The sequence below is a fragment of the Aeromonas sp. R4-2 genome (genome assembly GCF_040908295.1).
GTDB classification, from domain to species: Bacteria; Pseudomonadota; Gammaproteobacteria; order Enterobacterales; family Aeromonadaceae; genus Aeromonas; species Aeromonas veronii.
Window position 1 is genome coordinate 176,984 of record NZ_JBFODL010000025.1, and the last position, 17,924, is coordinate 194,907.

Below are 17,924 nucleotides of genomic sequence, written 5' to 3' on the forward strand. Positions count from 1 at the left end.
ATAAAAAACAGGGGCGGGATAGCGGGGCAAAAAAAACCGGGCACGAGGCCCGGTTTGGTCAATCAGTCAGATGTGATTACTGGAGTACCAGCACCATCAGCAGGCCGACGGTAATGGCAGATACCAGGAAGGCAAAGCCATAGAACACATAGTGGTGCAGCTTGGTGGTGTGGATCCCCAGATCGTGCAGACCGTGGTAGATACGGTGCATGCCGTGCCAGACTGGCAGGGCGATGATCACCAGCAGGATGCAGGCACCCCACCAGGAGCTGGCGAACGCGTGCACGCGGTCATAGCTCATGGTTTCCACGTCCATGATGCCCATGGGCACCAGCAGACCGGTGATGAGGACAATGACCGGCAGCAGCATGGCAACGACCATGCCACCCGCACCAAACAGACCCCAGTAAATTGGTTCGTCAGAACGTCTCATTGTTTTCTCCTCAGGCCACGATGATCAGGACAAGCAGGGACACCACCGCCAGCGCCACATACTGGGCGAGAACGATCGGCTTCTCCGGTACCAGGTCTTCACCACGGAAGATACGCATGGCTTTCGGCGCCAGGGCGAACCAGGTTTTGGCATGGAACAGGCACGCCGCCAGAGCGACGACATGGAACAGGATGGCGATCGGGCTTTGCAGGGATTCCAGCCAGCCGTTGAACGCTTCCTGACCCTGAACCAGGCGCATCAGGCCCCACATCAGCACAACGGCGTAGATGGAGACGAAGATACTGGTGCCTTCACGGATCATGTAACCGGTGTAGAAGGCGTTCTTCAGCCACCAGTCTTTCTTCATTTCGCGGACGTAAGGTTTACGTTTGCTATCAGTGTTGTTCATGGTCTCAATCCTGCTCTCAATCTGGCTTGAACATGGCGATCATGTAGTCCTTGGCGCTTTCGACCTTGCCAAGCTGGATGGCCGCTGCCGGATCGACGCCTTTCGGGCACACTTCGGAGCAGTAGCCCACGAAGGTACAGCCCCAGACGCCTTCGTCCTGGCTGATGATGCGCATACGCTCTTTGGCGCCGGCATCACGGTTGTCGACGTTGTAGCGATAGGCCAGAGCCAGTGCCGCCGGACCGGTGAACTTCTTGTTGATGCCGTACTGCGGGCAGGCCGCGTAGCAGAGACCACAGTTGATGCACTGGGAGAACTGCTTGTACTGCGCCATCTGGGCCGGCGTCTGGATGTACTCGCCATCACACAGGCTGCGCGGCTCGCTCGGGATGATGTACGGCTTGATGCTCTCCAGCTTCTCGATGAAGTCGGACATGTCGACCACCAGATCGCGCTCGATCGGGAAGTTGTTGAGCGGCTCGACGGTCATCTTGCCCGGCAGATAGTCGCGCAGGAACGCCTTGCAACCCAGCTTGGGCACACCGTTGACCATCATGCCGCAGGAGCCGCAGATCGCCATCCGGCAGGACCAGCGGAAGCTCAGGGTAGAGTCCAGGTGATCCTTGATGTACTGCAGGGCGTCCAGCAGAGACATCTCTCTCTGGTATGGCACCTGGAAGGTTTGCATCCAGGGCTCGTTATCCTGTTCCGGACGGTAGCGCAGGATCTCAATTTCAATCATCTCAGCCATTCTTCTTAGCCTCGTCTTGTTTCTCACCCTCGGAGCCGTACACGCGTTTTGCCGGCTGGGACTTAGTGATCTTCACATCGGAGTAATCGATGGAGGGCGTTTCGCCATTTTTGTAGAACGAGAGCGTGTGCTTGAGGAAGTTCACGTCATCGCGCTCTTCGTAACCATCCAGACGCTGGTGGGAACCGCGGGACTCTTTACGATTGATGGCGGAGTGCGCCATGGCTTCAGCCACGTCCAGCATGTAACCCAGTTCGATGGCGTACAGCAGATCGGTGTTGAAGACAGAGGACTTGTCGTTGATCTTGACCTTCTTGTAACGGGCTTTCAGCTCGTTGATCTTGTCGATGGTGCCCTGCATCAGCTCTTCGGTACGGTAGATACCGACACCGACTTCCATGGACATGCCCAGCTCGTTGCGGATATCGGCCGGGTTTTCGGTACCGTCTACATCCATCAGGGAGAGGTGCTGCTTGATGAGCGCCTCGGCCTTGGCGGCCAGCGCTTCGGTGTTGCCATGCTTCTGAGTCTTGGCAAATTCACCTGCCTGCTCACCGGCCAGCTTGCCGAATACCACGATCTCGGACAGGGAGTTGGAACCCAGACGGTTGGCACCGTGCAGACCGACGGAGGCACATTCGCCCGCGGCGTAGAGGCCGGGCAGACGGGTGGCACACTTGTTGTCAGTCTCGATACCACCCATGGTGTAGTGGGCAGTCGGACGTACCGGGATAGGCTCTTTGGCCGGATCCACGTTGACGTAGGCTTTGGCCAGTTCGCAGATGAACGGCAGGCGCTCTTTCAGGTACTTCTCGCCAAGGTGACGCAGGTCGAGGTGAACCACATCGCCCATCGGGCCCTGAATGACGCGGCCTTTCTGCTGCTCTTGCCAGAATGCCTGGGAAACACGGTCGCGCGGACCCAGTTCCATGTATTTGCTCTTCGGCTGGCCGATCGGGGTTTCCGGGCCCAAGCCGTAGTCTTGCAGGTAGCGGTAGCCATCCTTGTTTAGCAGGACGCCACCCTCACCACGACAACCTTCGGTCATCAGGATGCCGGTGCCCGGCAGACCGGTCGGGTGATACTGGACGAACTCCATATCACGCAGCGGTACGCCGTGACGGTAGGCCAGTGCCATGCCGTCGCCGGTGACGATGCCACCGTTGGTGTTGTAGCGATAGACACGGCCAGCACCGCCGGTTGCCACGATCACGGATTTGGCCTGTATGAAGCGGGTGATACCGTTCTGGATGTCGAAGGTCAGTACGCCCTGGACACGGCCGTCGTCCACGATCAGATCAAGGCAGAAATGCTCGTCGAAGCGCTTGATGCTCGGGTATTTGACGGAGGTCTGGAACAGGGTGTGCAGAATATGGAAACCGGACTTGTCTGCGGCGAACCAGGTACGCGGAACCTTCATGCCACCAAACGGACGCACGTTGGCTTTACCATCCGGCTTGCGGCTCCAGGGGCAACCCCAGTGCTCCAGCTGGATCATCTCTTTGGTCGCGTTGTTGACGAAGTATTCCACTACGTCCTGCTCGCACAGCCAGTCACCACCGGAGACGGTGTCGTTGAAGTGGTTTTCGAGGGAGTCGTCATCACGGACGACACCGGCGGCGCCGCCTTCGGCAGCAACCGTGTGGCTGCGCATCGGGTAAACCTTGGAAATCAGGGCGATGTCCAGGTCTGGCTGTGATTCGGCTATAGCGATAGCGGCGCGTAAGCCGGTACCGCCAGCACCGATGATGGCCACATCGGTCTTGATAATATCCACATCTGCCTCCTTAGGGATAGATTTGCTGGGCACGATTTTGCTCTATGAAAAAAATTCAGGCTTGATGCAAGTCAAACTGCTAGGTTTTATTCCCTTTTTATTGGTTATTTTTCTATAAAACACCCAAATCCCTGGATGAAAATGTCGTTATTATCGTCATTTTTTGGTGTTACTGAGCAGTTGAACACCTAGCTACGAGTACTTTAACTTCTGGATTGTACGTAGTTTTCTTTCAATAAAATGCGAATCACCTCTCTTTTTAGGTACTCGCGAAAAAAATTTTAAGTTTTTTATTGCAATTTTTTAATGAGAATTATTGGCATTCATTTGTTCGGATAGAAATAGGTAATCCGAAATGCTACGGTGACCACGGCGGTGATCTGATAATCCCAGACGAATTACAAGGGTTTCAAGGCGGGGTATTTGGCGGGTAATGTGAGATTACTCACTGAAAATTAAGCGCTATTTAGAAAAATAAAAGGGGCCTGTACGGCCCCTTTTGCTCATGCTCAAATGCGGAACATGCCGACCTGATTGCTCAGTTCACCCGAAATATTTTTAAGTTGTTCAGAGAGATGGCGTGAGCTGTCTGCATCCACTGCCAGTTCGTCCGAGACATCTTTCACCGCCTGAATGTTGCGGCTTACCTCATCGGTGACGGCCCGCTGCTCTTCAGCCGCGCTGGAGATCTGGGTCGCCATGTCGGAGATCTGGTTGATCGAGGTGGTGATCTGCTCCAGCGCGTGGGTGGCGTTGTTGGCGTCATCCACGCTGTTCTGGGCCAGCAGCTGGCCTTCGTGCATGGTGCTGACCGCTCCCTGGGTATTGCGTTGCAGGGTTTCGATCATATTGCGGATTTCGACGGTGGAGCTGTGGGTACGCTGTGACAGGACGCGCACCTCGTCGGCTACTACCGCAAAGCCGCGGCCCTGTTCACCGGCACGTGCCGCTTCGATGGCGGCGTTAAGTGCCAGCAGGTTGGTCTGCTCGGCGATGCCCTGAATGGTGGAGAGGATGGTGTTGATCTCCTGGGCGTTTTTCTCCAGTTCCTGAATGATGTTGGAGGCCTGTTCCACCTGGGTGGCCAGATCGGTGATGGAGCGCTGGTTGCGGGCGATCACCTGTTTGCCATGCTCGCAGCTGCTGGAAGAGCTGCGGGCCGCTTCGGCGGTCTGCTCGGCGTTGCTGGCAACCTCGACTGCGGTGGCCGACATCTCGTGTACCGCAGTGGCGATCTGGGAGATCTCGTTTTGCTGGCGTGCCAGCCCCTGATTGGCCTTCTCCGCCATGCTGTGGGAGGACTTGGCCTGCTGGTTGAGTTGGCCGGAGGAGTTGGAGATATCCTGCACCATCACATGGATCCGCTCTATGAAGGTGTTGACGTGTTTGGCAACCGCGCCTACTTCATCCTCACGTTCAATCTTGATGCGGCGGGTCAGATCGCCGTTGCCACGGGAGAGATCGGCAATCGCTTCGCCCAGGGTTTTCAAAGGGGCCAGCGAGCCGTTGATGGCGACATAAGAGAAGCCTGCCACGATCAGTATGGTGATAAGCCCCTGAATGAAGGAGGAGGTAACCATGCGGCGTACCGACTGGTAGGCGATCTCTTCATCCACCATCATGCCGTAATACCAGTTGGTATTGGGAATGGCATTAAAGTCGTAGACCTCTTTCTTGCCGCTGATCACCAGCTCGTTGATCATGCCGTCATGGGCGACCTGATTGATGTAGGCCGCAGTCAGCTCCGGTGCCAGAGCGGTAGCGGATTTGAGGCTCAGGGAGGCATCGGGGTGCGCGATGATGGTGCCATTGCTGTCCACCAGCATGGCGTAGGTGCCCTCGGTGGTGACCGCAAGAATGTCCGAAATCAGTGAGCTGATGGAGACGTCACCGGCGATGACCCCCTGGGTATTGCCGCGCTGGAACGGCTCGGCAATGGTGACAATCAGCTGGCCGGTGGAGATATCGGCATAGGGGGCTGTGATGACCAGCTTGCCTGCGGCGGCCGCGTCCTTGTACCAGGGGCGTTGACGTGGGTCATAACCGGCGGGCAAGTCGGTTGGTTTGCTCTGGATCATCTTGCCGTCTGCGGTACCGGCATAGACCAGGTCGAAGCCACCGGCATTCATGGACTGGGCCAGATGACTGATGGGCTCGTCTTCTTTGGCGAATGCTTCCTTGGTGGTGCTGACCATGCTGATCCGGGAGTCGACCCAGCGGGAGATCCCCTTGACGTTGGCCATGGAGCTTTCGTCGATGATGTTCCAGACCAGTCGCTGGGTCTCGCTGCGCAGTTGCGAGGTGTTGTACCAGACCTGCAGGCAGGTGATCACCAGAATGATGACCCCGATAGCCAGAACAAGCTTGTTTTTAATGGATAAGTTCATAGTTACATCCTTGTGAGCGTCAGTCTGAAGTGTGTGTGGAATCTAGTTATTGTTATGAGCCTCTGTTTATCGGCTGAAGTTGAACTCTTTGTATCCCGGTCAGCTATTTAAAGTTAGTGCCTAAATCAGTGGTTATCCATGCGCGTATCGCCCCCTCACTGCGTCAGAAACCGATCTGGTCGATTGGTGAAGATTCCATCGACCCTCATGCTAGAGAGCGTTTCATAATCTTCTGGATAATCAACGGTATAAACCAGAACTTTGAGCCCCCGGCGATGTGCATCATCGACCAGCGCGGCGTCGATGAAATCAACATCGCAATTGATGGACCAGGCCCCCAGCTCGTCGGCAAACTGCGCCAGGTTGAGCGGCAGGTTGGCGGTCAGGGCTCCGAGCCGGATATCGGGCCGCGAGGCGGCAAATCGGGCCAGCTCCGGGTGATGGAAGGAAGAAACCACCCACTGGCCGGGAGTAAAGCCAAGCTCGGCCTCTGCCCGTCGGGTCAGGGCTGCCACCGCATCGGCGGTATGGGCCCCCTTGAGCTCGATATGCAACTCGCAGCGTCCGGCGATGATCTCCATTACCTGCCACAGGGTCGGGATCACCTCTCCCTCACCGGCATCGAGCTGCTCCAGATAGGAGCGGGATTGCTCGGTCAGCACCCCCTTGCCATTGGTGCAGCGCTCCAGCCGCCGGTCGTGGAAGACCCACAACTCGCCATCGGCCGCCTGCACGTCAATCTCGATGGCTGATGCTCCCAGCTCCAGCGCTTTGGCCATCGCCTTTAGGGTGTTCTCCGGTGCCAGACCGCTGGCGCCACGATGGGCAATAATCTGCATGTTCTGCTCCTTTTACCTCGCGGATCAGCCGCGGCTCAGGTGAATGTCGATCTGTTGATGGGGTAGGGTAAGTCCCTGCTGCTGCATCTTCTCCAGCACCAGCGAGTGAACCTCGTGGGTGATGGGCATCCGGTGATCCATGTTGTTGACGTAGAGGCGGATCTCGTAGATCAGTGCCGAGTCGGTGAATTCGATCAAGAAGACCTCTGGCGTCGGCGTCTCCAATACCAGGGTCGATGCCTGGATGGACTCTTCCAGAATGCGCTGCACCAGTTTCGGATCCCGGGTCAGGCCGATCCGGATCCGCAGTTTGACCCGGGTGATGGCATCGGAGAGCGACCAGTTGATGAACTGCTCGGTGATGAAAGCCTTATTAGGCACGATGATCTCCTTGCGATCCCAATCCACTATGGTGGTGGCCCGCGTCTTGATCTTGGTGACGGTGCCGGTGAGATCGCGGATGGTGACGGTGTCACCGAGCCGGATCGGCTTCTCAAACAGGATGATGAGGCCGGAGACAAAGTTGGCGAAGATCTCCTGCAGACCGAAACCCAGCCCCACCGAGAGGGCGGCGACCAGCCACTGGGTCTTCGACCAGTCGATGCCCAGCATGGAGAAGCCGGTTAGGGCGCCGATCAGGATCACCAGATACTTGCTGGTGGTCGTGAGGGCAAAGCCGGTACCCGGGGAGAGGCTGAGGTGTTGCAGCAGGGTCAGCTCCATCAGCCCCGGCAGGTTGCGGGCTGTCACCACGGTCAGAATGAAAACGAAGGCGGTCAGCATCAGATCCTGCAAGGTGATGGCCGAGAGCTGCTCGATGCCGCCAATCTTGCTGCTCACCTGCCACACCTCGATATTGCTGAGGAAGCTGAAGGCGGAGTTGAGATCCGACCATTGCACCACCACCAGCATGGTGAAGCCCAGCATCAGCAGGGTGCGCACCAGTCCCAGCGACTGGGCGCTGATGGTATCGAGATCCAGCTCAGTCTCTTCCACCACGTCCGGGGTTTCGGAGCTGAGCTCGTCATGCCCCTCTTCCCGGCCGCGCTGGGCCAGGATCTCGGCCCGCTTGCTCTTGGCACGCTCGAAGGCGAGGCGGCGGCGCTGGATCAGCATCCAGCGTCTGGCCAGATAGTAGACCAGCAGGCAACCCAGCCCCATCAGCAGGCTAAGCTCCAGCTGGCGCAGCAGGGTGCGCGAGGTATAGAAGTAGCCAAACAGGGCGCCAATCACCGCCAGCAGCGGCGCCAGCATCAGGCTGTTCCAGATGAAGTGGTGCAGCAGATGGGGCTTGGTCATGTCGGTCTGGCCCCAGGTGAGCGGCAATCGCTCCCGGTTGAGACGGGCAAAGAAGAGCAGCAGCCAGAGTGCACCGATCATGAAGGCCATCCTGCCGAGGGAGTCGTAGAAGGCGTGCTCCTGATAGCTGTTGGCCATCCCCTGCACGAAGAAACTCGGGATCAGCACCAGCAGCAGGGTGCGAAACTGCCCCCACACCTTTTGCACCTGTTCCCGGGGCCAGCGGAAGTGGTGGATCAAAATCCCCCGCTCCAGCGTCAGGTGGCGGGCCATCACCAGTGCCAGCAGCAGAAACCAGATCTCGCCAAGGCCGCGTGCTACCGCCACCGCAAACGGGTATTGCCAGGCCCCTTCGAGCAGGCCGCGCACCATCAGCACCATGGCGGGCAAGGGGAGGGCGGCAAGCAGGGAGCGCAGCAGCAAGCGGCTGGTGAGGCTGAATTTGTCCTGGGTTACCTTGCCGATCCGCGGCGCAATATGGTCGCAGTAGAGGCTCAGGTGACGGGCCAGCTTGAACCAGCTCCAGGCCAGCACCAGCAGACCAATACCGGCTAGCGTGAGGCTCAGCGGGCTGTTCTCGGCGATGGCATAGGGCAGTTGCAACCAGTTGTCCGGGTTGAAGGCCAGGGTCAGCGCGGCAGGAATACCGAGCATCACCTGTGGGGTAAAGGGGCGCACATCCGGCATCCAGAACAGGTGGCTGGCGCTTATTTCACGGATCTCGTCGATCTTGCTGTTCTGACGGCTGTAGAGCAGCTTGAGACGGGTCTGCTCCTGAATGAGGGTGTCGGAGGCGTCGTTGAGCCGGGTCAGCAGCTGGCGCCGGGCCTTGAGCAGGTTGTCGAGCACCGCTTGCTGTGGCCGATCCAGCGTCACCTCCTCTTCGGCCATCAGCTTGTCGCGCAGCTGGCGGGTATCCTTGAGCCCATCCTGCTCGCTCTCGTACTGGTACTTGGCCATGCGGGCGCTGACGATGGCGGACTCCAGCTTGTCGAGGGGGAACTGAGGAGGCAGATCGGAGAGTTTACTGCGCAGGTTCTCGCCGTAGGCATTACTGATCTGCAGCCACTCCAGCTGTTCGCGTACCGAGTTGACCAGCTCATTCAGCTCAAACAGATTCTTGTCGACGCTGCGCTGCTCGTCCTGCACCCGCTCAATCTGATCCTCCAGCGTGCCGAGCTGGATGGAGAGCGCCTGATTCTGCTGTTGCTGCTCCAGCAGCAGCGGCATGTCGGTGGTGAGCTGCTTGCGCAGCCGTTCGCTCTCCTCCAGCGCCTGCTCGGTCTTCTCCCTACGCAGCTGGTTCTGCTGGGTCAGCAGGCTGGCTTGCCACTCATCCTCGTCGGCGATGGCCAGATTGAGCTCCTGCAGCTTCAGCTTGCCGAGATCGTTGCGCTGCTGGGCCGAGAGTTGCTCCAGCTCCAGCATCTGGATCCGGTCGGAGAGGCTCTGCTCCTTCATTCTGGTCAGCAGCAGTTGTGCCTCCTGCTGGCGATCCGATTCGCTGCTGAAGCTCAGTCGCTCCAGCTGGCTGCGGGTCAGTTGCAGCTGTTTGCGCAGATCGTCCACCCGCAGGTGATACTCCTGACCGGTGCTCTCCAGCTGGTTGAGGCTGTCCATCACCCCCTGCCGCTCCTTGCGCAGGTTGAGCTGACGGTTGCTGCTCAGGCCTATGGCCTGGCGCAGCGCCTCCTCCTTAAGGCTCGCCAGCGGCGGGCGAGCGGCGGGCTGATAGTTGTGCAGGCTCTCCTTGAGCCGTGCCGACTCCTTGGGGTAATCGATAAGGATCTGCTGATAGGCTTTACTCTGCTCCCGGTAACGCTCGGCCTCTCTGGCAAATTGCAGCGCCTGCTGGTAGCTCTCCCGCAGCTTCTGGTTTTCCGGGGTATCGCTCTTGGGCACGCTCTGCAACAGGGATTCGGCCTGGGCAATGGCATCGTCGGCGCGCACGGCTGGCGACCACAAGATAAGGGAGAGCAGCAAGAGGGTGAGCAGGCGTTGCAACATGAGGCTCGTTTCCGTTCAGAAGAGGTGGCCCTAGCCTAAAACAGGGCAGGGAGGCGGGTAAAGCAGTCTATATTAATGATTCATAACACAAATAACAGGAAGTCGTGCTGCCGTTTCGCTATGATCCCGGCCGCTTTCTCTCCACCGAGTCGAATATGTCAGCTGTTGATCTGGGCACAGCCCCGCTATCTCGCCTTTTCTGGCGTTACGTAACCCCCACCGTGGCGGCCATGCTGATCACCGGCATCTATGTCACCATCGATGGCATCTTCGTTGGTCATGTGCTGGGTCAGGATGGCATGGCCGGTCTGATGCTGGCTTATCCCATCTGCGCCGTGCTCTATGCGGTGGGGGCGCTGATCGGCATGGGGGCCTCGTCGCTGGTCTCCTTCTATCTGGGGCAGGGCAACCCGGCCAAAGCCCGCCATATCGTCGGCAATGCGCTGGTGATGGTGTTGCTTGCCTCGGCACTGCTCAGTTTTATCGGGATCCGCTATGGCGAGCCCATGCTGACCTGGATGGGGGCGGAGGGGGAGATCTTCACCGCCGGGCTCTCCTACCTGCAGGCCTACGCCTGGCTGGGCGTCTTTGCGGTGCTGTCGATGGCGTTCAGCTCGCTGCTGCGCAACGATGGCCGCCCCGGATTTGTCACCCTCATCATGGTAGTCGGGGGCCTGCTCAACGTGCTGCTCGACTATCTGCTGATGGTGGTGTTTCCGTTCGGACTGGCCGGGGTGGCGACGGCCACTATGCTCTCCCAGGCAGTAACGGGCCTTGCTTGCCTGTGGCACTTCTTCACACCGCGTAGCCAGTTGCGGATAAGCTGGGACACCTTGCGCCCCGATCTACGGCTGATGGGGGAGACGGTGCGCCTCGGGGTCTCCAGTTTTCTGATGTACCTCTATCTCTCGGTAGTGCTGGCGCTGCACAACAAGGCGTTGCTGGCGGTCGGCACTTCGCTGCATGTGGCGGCCTACGGGGTGATCAGTTACACCGAGGCCTTCTTCTATCTGGTGTTTGAGGGGATCGCCATGGGTATCCAGCCCATCGCCAGCTTTAACGCGGGCGCCGGTCACTGGCGGCGGGTGCTGCGGATCCGCAACCTGGCACTCGGAGTGACGTTGGGGATCGCCCTGTGCGCCATGATCCCGCTCTATCTGTGGCCGGAGGCGGCGGTTTATCTGTTTGCCGGGAACAACGCCACCCTGCTGCCGGTGGCGAGCCTCGGGATCTGGCTCTACTTCTGGGGGCTGCCGATGGAGGGTTTGCTGCTGGTGGGGGCCACCTACTTCCAGGCCATCAATCGGGCCCGCATCGCCTCCCTGCTCACCGGTGGCAAGCTGGTGCTGATCGGTGGTTTCTTGTGGGGATTCTCGACCCTGTGGGGCGTGCCCGGGGTCTGGCTGGCATTGCCAACGTGCAGCTCATTGCTGGTGTTGGTGATGTGGCGGGCGATGCGTCGGGAGTCCGGCGCCCACGCACTGGCCGAATAGGTAATCAGGTTCGACGTGCAGATAGCAGACAGGCAGCCATGGGCTGCCTGTTTTTTTAGAGGATTTTTTGTTAACGGGCTCTGCCGATTCAGGGCTTGAAGGCACCGATAAAGATGGCGGGATCGACCCGGGTGTCGTTGAGGCTGACGTTCCAGTGCATATGGGGGCCGGTAGCGCGGCCTGTCGAACCGACTCGCCCGACGATGCCGCCACGCGGCAGGCTCTGGCCGAGCTTCACATCGATCTTCGACATGTGGCAGAACATGCTGATGAGCCCCTGACCGTGGTCGACAAAGACGGTATTGCCATTGAAGAAGTAGTTGCCGATCAGGATCACCTTGCCTGCGGCGGGGGACTTGATCGGGGTGCCGGCGCCCACTGCGAAGTCGAGGCCTGAGTGGGGATTGCGCTCCTCGCCATTGAAGAAGCGACGCAGGCCAAACGGGCTGGAGAGGGGGCCGTTGACCGGCTTGTCGAACATCAGGTTGCTCGGCTGGTTGGGGCTGAAGGTCTGGTAAGCCCGGGCCTGCTCCGCCAGCTCGCGGTTGATACGGGTCATATCCTCGGCGAGCGGATTGACCTGACGGCTGTTCTTGAGCTTGATGTGCTGTTCGCGGTAGTGCTTGGGGGTCACGGTGAAGCCGAGAGTACGGCCATCGCCTGTGGTCAGTTGCTGGGCGCCGGGCGTGCTTTTCAGAGAGATGCCGACGATGGCGATCCACTGGTTGTCTTCGCGCACTACCAGCACGGGTTTGTCGTGATAGCGGGCCGTGGGGGCAGTGGGTGACGCGCCAAGAGGGATCACTGCAACGCCACCCGGCACCGGATGGTTGAGCAGGCGACTGATAAAACCCTCGGCCAGGGCTGACTGGCTGGCCAGTAACAACAACAGACAACAAACAACTCTCATGACGATACACTCGATGTTAAAACGCCCGGGATGGCGGGATGACAACCCCCTATCCGGCATTCGTCGATCACTAAAGGGTGACCACGACATGCTGGCCATGACAGACGCGGCTGGGGGAGGGGGCAGATTGTGCCTCGTTATGGTCGGGGCAGCCAGAGGCGGGGCGTGGCTGACGCCCCTTTTGTTCATCGCTGCGTCAGGTTTTATGTCGTGGTCGGGTTGCTTCGCCATTGAGTCGCCCCCGCCCTGGCTCTAGAATCGGCTTCCGGCACTGATGCCACTGACACTCCGAGGAGACGATATGAACGGATTACCCCCTTTGCGCACCACACCGGCCCGGTACACGACAGGTCGTGGCTGGTTTTGGGTTCGCAGCGGGTTCGATATCTTCAACAAGGGGATGGGGATCAGCGTAGCCATGGTGCTGGTCTGGTTTATGGTGGGCATGCTGCTGGAGCAACTGCCGGCGGGTGGCCTTATCTCCCAGTTGCTCTACATGGTGTGGGGCGCGGGTTGGGTGGCGGTCGCCGCTCGGGGTTATCGGGGGGAGCCGCTGCAGTTTGCCGATCTCTTCGCCGGTTTTCGCCACAAGCTGACCCCGCTGATGCTAGGCGGTCTGCTGGTGTTGCTGCTGTTCAGCCTGGTGGGCCTCGTCTGTCTCGGTCTGCTCTCCATGTGGGGGCTGCTCCCGCTGCTGACGCAGGATCCCGAGAGCATGGTGGTCTCAGCCAGCCAGTTGCAACAACTGCTGCTGGTATTGCTGGTGGGGATGCTGCTCATCATTCCCGTGCTGATGGGGGTCACCTTTGCTCCGGCGCTGATCTACCACCACGATATCGGCATCATCCAGGCGGTACGGCTGAGCTTCTTCGGCTGCTGGCGCAATATGTGGCCCTTCTTCTGGTGGGGACTGCTCTCAGCCATTTTGTTGCTGTTTGGCGCTGTGCTGTTACTGGTCGGTCTGCTGGTGGTGATCCCGGCGCTCAACTACTCCATCTATGTGGCTTATCGGGATATTTTCCTGGACGAGAGTGCGCAGCCGGAAGCGCCGCACTCAGAACCATTCGGATTTGAAGCCTGATCAACTGATGAAGATGAAGAAGGGGCCCACAGCGGCCCCTTCGTTATGTTTGGGTGTGCGGAGTGCTTACTCCTGCCAGATGGGATCCGCCGCCATGCGGGCCAGCAGAAAATCGAGGAAGCTGCGCAGCAGTGGCGACATCTGCTTGCGGGTGGCATATACCCCGTAGACCCCGAGCCGCTTGGGTTGCCAGTCGGTCAGCAGGGGCACCAGTTCCCCACGCTCCAGATAGGGTTGTGCCGAGTAGCGGGGTTGCAGGCTGATCCCTGCGCCTTCCAGCGTTGCTTCCAGCAGCAGGTTGGAAATATTGGCGCTCAGGTTACCACTGACCGGCACTGACTCGGGGCCATCCGGTCCATTGAACTCCCACAGGCTCTTGCCGAAGTAGGTGTAGGTGAGGCAGTTGTGCAGCGCCAAATCCTGCACCTTGTGTGGCATCGGATGACGGGCCAGATAGGCCGGGCTGGCGCAGACTACCGAGTGGCAGGTGCCGAGACGACGCGCCACCAGATTGGGGTCGAGGTCGTTGGTGATGCGCACCGCCAGATCGATCCGCTCCTCCACCAGATTGACGGTTCTGTCGAGCAGCAGAATGTCGATGGCCGTCCCCGGGTATTGCGCCAGATAGTCGTTGGCAGCCCCGACCAGCAAGGCTTCCGACAGGGAGTAGCTGCTGGTGATCCGCAGTTGCCCCTTTGGGGCGTCATCCCCCTTCACGGCGATCTGCTCCATCTCTTCGCCGAGCGCCAGCATGGCGCGGGCCCGGTTCAGCGCCTCCTCTCCTGGCCCTGTCAGGCTCAAACGACGGGTGGTGCGGTGCAGCAGGCGGGCGCCCATCCAGCTCTCCAGCTCGGCCAGATAGCGCGACACCATGGCGCGTGACATATCCAGTTTCTCTCCGGCGCCGCTCAGGCTCCCTTGTTCGACTACGCTGACAAAGACCCGCAATGCGGTCAGTCGATCCATGTATGGCTCTCTATATGTTCGATATGTGCAACAGTGATGCGCTTTTTATGCTGTATTTGCACCTTAAGTGATCCAATACACTGTGTCCATCAAATGAACCCCCGAATACTTAATGAGGAATAGATGATGAACAACACCCTGATCCGCAACCTGACTCTGGCTACCACCCTGTTGAGTGGCGCCGTACTGGCCGTCCCCCTGAGCGTGACCGTCTACAACCCTGGCGAGAAGGCGATCTTCCCGGTCTCCTCCTCACTGGTGACCGGTGACAAAGAGGCCATTCTGATCGATGCCCAATTCGATGTGCAAAATGGTCAGGCGCTGGTCGACATGATCAAGAAGAGCGGCAAGAAGCTGACCACTGTCTATATCAGTGCCGGTGATCCCGACTTCTACTTCGGTCTGGAGCCGGTCATGGCGGCGTTCCCGGATGTCAAAGTGCTGGCCGATCAGCATGTGGTTGACCATATCAATCAGACCAAGGATGCCAAGCTGAGCTACTGGAGCCCGATCCTCGGGAAGGGTGCACCGAAGAGCCTGACCGTGCCGCAAGTGATGACCGCCAGCCACCTGACGCTGGATGGCGAGAAGATTGAAATCAAGGAGATGAATACCCCGAATGCCTACCTCTGGGCCCCTTCCATCAAGACTGCTTTTGGTGGTGTGCCGGTTTACCACGGGGTGCATGTCTGGATGGCGGACAGTCAGACCAAAGCGGCTCGCAGCAACTGGGTCAAGGCGCTGGACAACCTGCTGGCCCTGAAACCCGAGCGTGTGGTACCGGGCCACTTCCTGGGCACGGCTCCCAAAGGCACTGCTGCTGTGAGCTTTACCCGTGACTATGTAGAGCGTTTCGAACAGGAGCTGGCCAAGGCGAAAAACACCGGTGAGCTGATTGAGGCTCTGAAGAAAGCCTATCCGGCACTGCCGGTTGACGATGGTCTGGCCATCGGTGCCAAGGTCAATACCGGCGAGATGAAGTGGTAAGCCACTGAGCCTGCTTTCCCTGTGTTTTTTTACCGGGCCTAAGGGCCCGGTTTTTTATCCGAGATTGAAGTGAGAATGAAGATGAGCGAACAACAAACCACCCTCCATTATGTCTATGACCCGCTCTGTGGCTGGTGCTACGGTGCCGCCCCCCTGTTGCAGGCGGCTGCCACTATTGCCGGACTCAAGATCGAGCTGCATGCGGGTGGTCTCTGGATGGGGAGTCGCCGTCAGCCGATGGGCGAGGCATTGCGTGATTATGTGCGCCCCCATGATCAGCGGATCGAAGCGCTGACCGGCCAGCATTTTGGCGAACGCTACTTTAACGAACTGCTGCTGCGGGAAGGCTGTCTGCTGGACTCCGAGCCGCCGATCCGTGCGGTTTTGGCCTTCACGGCGTTGGGGGGCGATGGGCTGGTCATGTTGCACCGGATCCAGCAATCCCACTATCGGGACGGGATCTGGATTGGTGAGCCGGCATTTCTCGCCACGCTGGCGGCAGAGCAGGGGATTTCAGCCGAGGAATTCCAACAAGCTTATCTGCAGGCCCCCTTGCTGCAACATCTGGCAGATAGCCAGGGCTGGATGAAACGGCTGGGCGGTCAGGGTTATCCCACCCTTGGGTTGATGCACAACGGTAAGGTGAGTGCTGTTCGAGTGGCTGACTTTTTGGGTGATCCTGCCGGGTTGCGTCAGCATCTTCTTGAGTTGATGGAATAGTTATTAGAATGTGAACGGACAAGGTCTCTTTAGAAGTGAAGTGAACGGGCCGATATTCCTGTATGCAGAAGCGATATGAAAGCCTTCGACTTTCTGCTTGCAGACTATGCTCTATGTGACCATTCCCGGCGGATGTTGCGGGAGTGCAGACTCATTTCAAGGAAGCCCCCCATATGTTCAAAAACATGTCTATCGGCCAGAAACTGAGTGCCGGATTTGCCATCCTGGCACTGCTGGTACTGGGCTTGGCCTGGTTTTCCATCAGCCAGTTGGCAAAGCTCTATGATGATACCGAAACCATCACTGACAACCTGCTGCCGTCAACCCGCTATGCCAGCCAGATGCATGTTGCCATTCTGGATGCGCGCCGCTCAGAGCTGGCCCAGGTCATCGGTGGTCTGAACAAGGATGATCAAGAGGTAAGCGATCGCACCCTGACCTTCAATAAGGCCAGGCAGGAATTTGAGCAAGCAGCCCAAAAATACGGTGCTTTAGCTTTCACTACAGGTGAAGAGAAACAGGTTTATGAGCAGGTGGTTGCGGCGGGGGCCAAGTATTTTGCGGTGCATGACCAACTGTTGAGCGCCTTCGCTGCTGGCGATCTGGAGCGAGTCAGAAGTCTGCGCAAAAACGAAACCCGGGTCGCGCTGGAGGAGGTGGGAGCAAAATCCTTCCGCCTGCGGGAAATCAATAACGAGATTGCGGCCCAGATGACAAAAGATGTGGAGGCGCTCTACAGCAGTGCCAGAACCATGAGCGTCATTGTCAGTCTGGTGACGCTGGGTTTTGTTGTGGCAATTGCCTGGCTGCTGACCGGTCAGATCCGCAATCCGGTGATGGCGTTGCTGGAACAGACCCGGCGGGTCTCCTCTGGTGATCTCACCTCCCGTATCGATATGCAGCAGTTCAACAACGATGAACTGGGAACCCTTGCCAAAGGGTTTGGTGAAATGCAGACCAATCTGCGCACTCTGGTGAGTGAAGTGTCGGGCTCTGTGGTGCAACTGAGTTCCGCCGCGGAGGAGATCAGCTCTGTTGCCAGCCAGTCAGCCAACAACATGAATGCTCAGCAACATGAGTTGAATCAGCTGGCAACGGCGATGAACGAGATGCAGGCTACGGTGCAGGAGGTCTCTCGCAACACCAGCGATGCGGCCAGTGCTGCCACCTCGGCCAGTGAAACGGCTGAACTTGGTGCGCAAACGGTGAATGACTCCATTCAACGTATTGAACGGGTCGCCGGTGCCATCGAGAGTACCGCGGTGGTGATCCGCCAACTGGGCGATGACAGCCGCAATATCGGTATGGTGCTGGAGGTGATCCGCGGTATTGCCGAACAGACCAACCTGTTGGCATTGAACGCCGCCATTGAAGCGGCCCGTGCCGGTGAGCAGGGGCGGGGGTTTGCTGTGGTGGCCGATGAGGTGCGTACTCTGGCCAAGCGCACTCAGGACTCCACCTCTCAGATCAATACCATCATTGCCGAGTTGCAGCAGCGTGCCGAACAGGCGGGCAGTACCATGCAACAGAGTCAGGAGCTGATGAATACCACGGTTGCTACCGCGCGGGAAGCGGGCGAGTCCATCTCCCAGATCAGTGGCTCGGTCAGCAGCATCTCCCACATGAACATCCAGATTGCGACAGCCACCGAAGAGCAGGGGGCGGTGAGCGAGGAGCTCAACCGTAACGTGGTCAATATCAGCCATGCTTCCGAAGAGGTGGCCGCCGGTGCCACCCAGATGGCTCAGGCGTGCAACGAGCTGAACCATCTGGCTACCCAACTGCAGGATATGGTGCGCCGTTTCAGGGTGTAATCCCTCGGCGAGTCAAACAGCCCGATTACCGCAAGGTGATCGGGCTTTTCT

The 17,924-nt window shown here is 58.7% G+C and carries 14 protein-coding genes; 5 read left to right on the plus strand and 9 right to left on the minus strand.

Annotated features, from left to right (window positions below):
• Positions 1–76: 76 nt before the first annotated feature.
• The 7 genes from frdD to mscM form a co-directional block, all read right to left on the minus strand.
• On the minus strand, positions 77–433 hold the full coding sequence (gene frdD, locus AB5Y99_RS20305; RefSeq protein WP_040066869.1) for a fumarate reductase subunit FrdD: 357 nt from the start codon (positions 431–433) through the stop codon (positions 77–79).
• Between the two features lie 10 nt (positions 434–443).
• The gene (locus AB5Y99_RS20310) at positions 444–842 is read right to left on the minus strand and encodes a hypothetical protein (protein ID WP_005335058.1); all 399 of its coding nucleotides are present in this window, start codon (positions 840–842) and stop codon (positions 444–446) included.
• A 16-nt stretch (positions 843–858) separates the two neighbouring features.
• Positions 859–1,593: a succinate dehydrogenase/fumarate reductase iron-sulfur subunit gene (locus tag AB5Y99_RS20315; RefSeq protein WP_005335057.1), complete on the minus strand. Its 735-nt coding sequence runs from the start codon at positions 1,591–1,593 to the stop codon at positions 859–861.
• Positions 1,586–3,370 carry a fumarate reductase (quinol) flavoprotein subunit gene (frdA, locus tag AB5Y99_RS20320; protein ID WP_368210722.1) on the minus strand — a complete coding sequence of 595 codons (1,785 nt, stop codon included), beginning with the start codon at positions 3,368–3,370 and terminating at the stop codon, positions 1,586–1,588. The genes AB5Y99_RS20315 and frdA overlap by 8 nt, the downstream gene beginning before the upstream one ends.
• A gap of 509 nt (positions 3,371–3,879) precedes the next feature.
• Complete coding sequence (locus AB5Y99_RS20325) at positions 3,880–5,757, minus strand: methyl-accepting chemotaxis protein (protein ID WP_005335052.1); 1,878 nt, start codon at positions 5,755–5,757, stop codon at positions 3,880–3,882.
• A gap of 155 nt (positions 5,758–5,912) precedes the next feature.
• Positions 5,913–6,596 (minus strand): glycerophosphodiester phosphodiesterase, encoded by a 684-nt coding sequence (locus AB5Y99_RS20330; protein ID WP_368210725.1) that lies wholly within the window; start codon positions 6,594–6,596, stop codon positions 5,913–5,915.
• Positions 6,597–6,620: 24 nt separating this feature from the next.
• Positions 6,621–9,902 carry a miniconductance mechanosensitive channel MscM gene (gene mscM / locus AB5Y99_RS20335; protein ID WP_236341903.1) on the minus strand — a complete coding sequence of 1,094 codons (3,282 nt, stop codon included), beginning with the start codon at positions 9,900–9,902 and terminating at the stop codon, positions 6,621–6,623.
• Positions 9,903–10,057: 155 nt separating this feature from the next.
• On the opposite strand from mscM, the gene AB5Y99_RS20340 reads away from it, so the two are divergent.
• Positions 10,058–11,395 carry an MATE family efflux transporter gene (locus AB5Y99_RS20340; RefSeq protein ID WP_368210727.1) on the plus strand — a complete coding sequence of 446 codons (1,338 nt, stop codon included), beginning with the start codon at positions 10,058–10,060 and terminating at the stop codon, positions 11,393–11,395.
• 88 nt (positions 11,396–11,483) lie between these two features.
• On the opposite strand, the gene AB5Y99_RS20345 is transcribed toward AB5Y99_RS20340, so the two are convergent.
• Complete coding sequence (locus tag AB5Y99_RS20345) at positions 11,484–12,305, minus strand: peptidoglycan DD-metalloendopeptidase family protein (RefSeq protein ID WP_368210729.1); 822 nt, start codon at positions 12,303–12,305, stop codon at positions 11,484–11,486.
• Positions 12,306–12,606: 301 nt separating this feature from the next.
• Between AB5Y99_RS20345 and AB5Y99_RS20350 the strand changes: the two genes are divergently transcribed.
• Positions 12,607–13,386, plus strand: a complete 780-nt coding sequence (locus tag AB5Y99_RS20350; protein ID WP_368210731.1) for a BPSS1780 family membrane protein — start codon at positions 12,607–12,609, stop codon at positions 13,384–13,386.
• Positions 13,387–13,452: 66 nt separating this feature from the next.
• On the opposite strand, the gene AB5Y99_RS20355 is transcribed toward AB5Y99_RS20350, so the two are convergent.
• Positions 13,453–14,352, minus strand: coding sequence for a LysR family transcriptional regulator (locus AB5Y99_RS20355; RefSeq protein ID WP_005362277.1), 900 nt, complete (start codon positions 14,350–14,352; stop codon positions 13,453–13,455).
• Between the two features lie 126 nt (positions 14,353–14,478).
• Between AB5Y99_RS20355 and AB5Y99_RS20360 the strand changes: the two genes are divergently transcribed.
• From AB5Y99_RS20360 to AB5Y99_RS20370, 3 genes are all read left to right on the plus strand, one after another.
• Positions 14,479–15,339: a Vmh family MBL fold metallo-hydrolase gene (locus AB5Y99_RS20360; protein WP_368210828.1), complete on the plus strand. Its 861-nt coding sequence runs from the start codon at positions 14,479–14,481 to the stop codon at positions 15,337–15,339.
• Positions 15,340–15,414: 75 nt separating this feature from the next.
• Complete coding sequence (locus tag AB5Y99_RS20365; RefSeq protein ID WP_368210733.1) at positions 15,415–16,059, plus strand: DsbA family protein; 645 nt, start codon at positions 15,415–15,417, stop codon at positions 16,057–16,059.
• Positions 16,060–16,232: 173 nt separating this feature from the next.
• Positions 16,233–17,873, plus strand: a complete 1,641-nt coding sequence (locus tag AB5Y99_RS20370) for a methyl-accepting chemotaxis protein (protein ID WP_201992082.1) — start codon at positions 16,233–16,235, stop codon at positions 17,871–17,873.
• Positions 17,874–17,924: the final 51 nt, after the last annotated feature.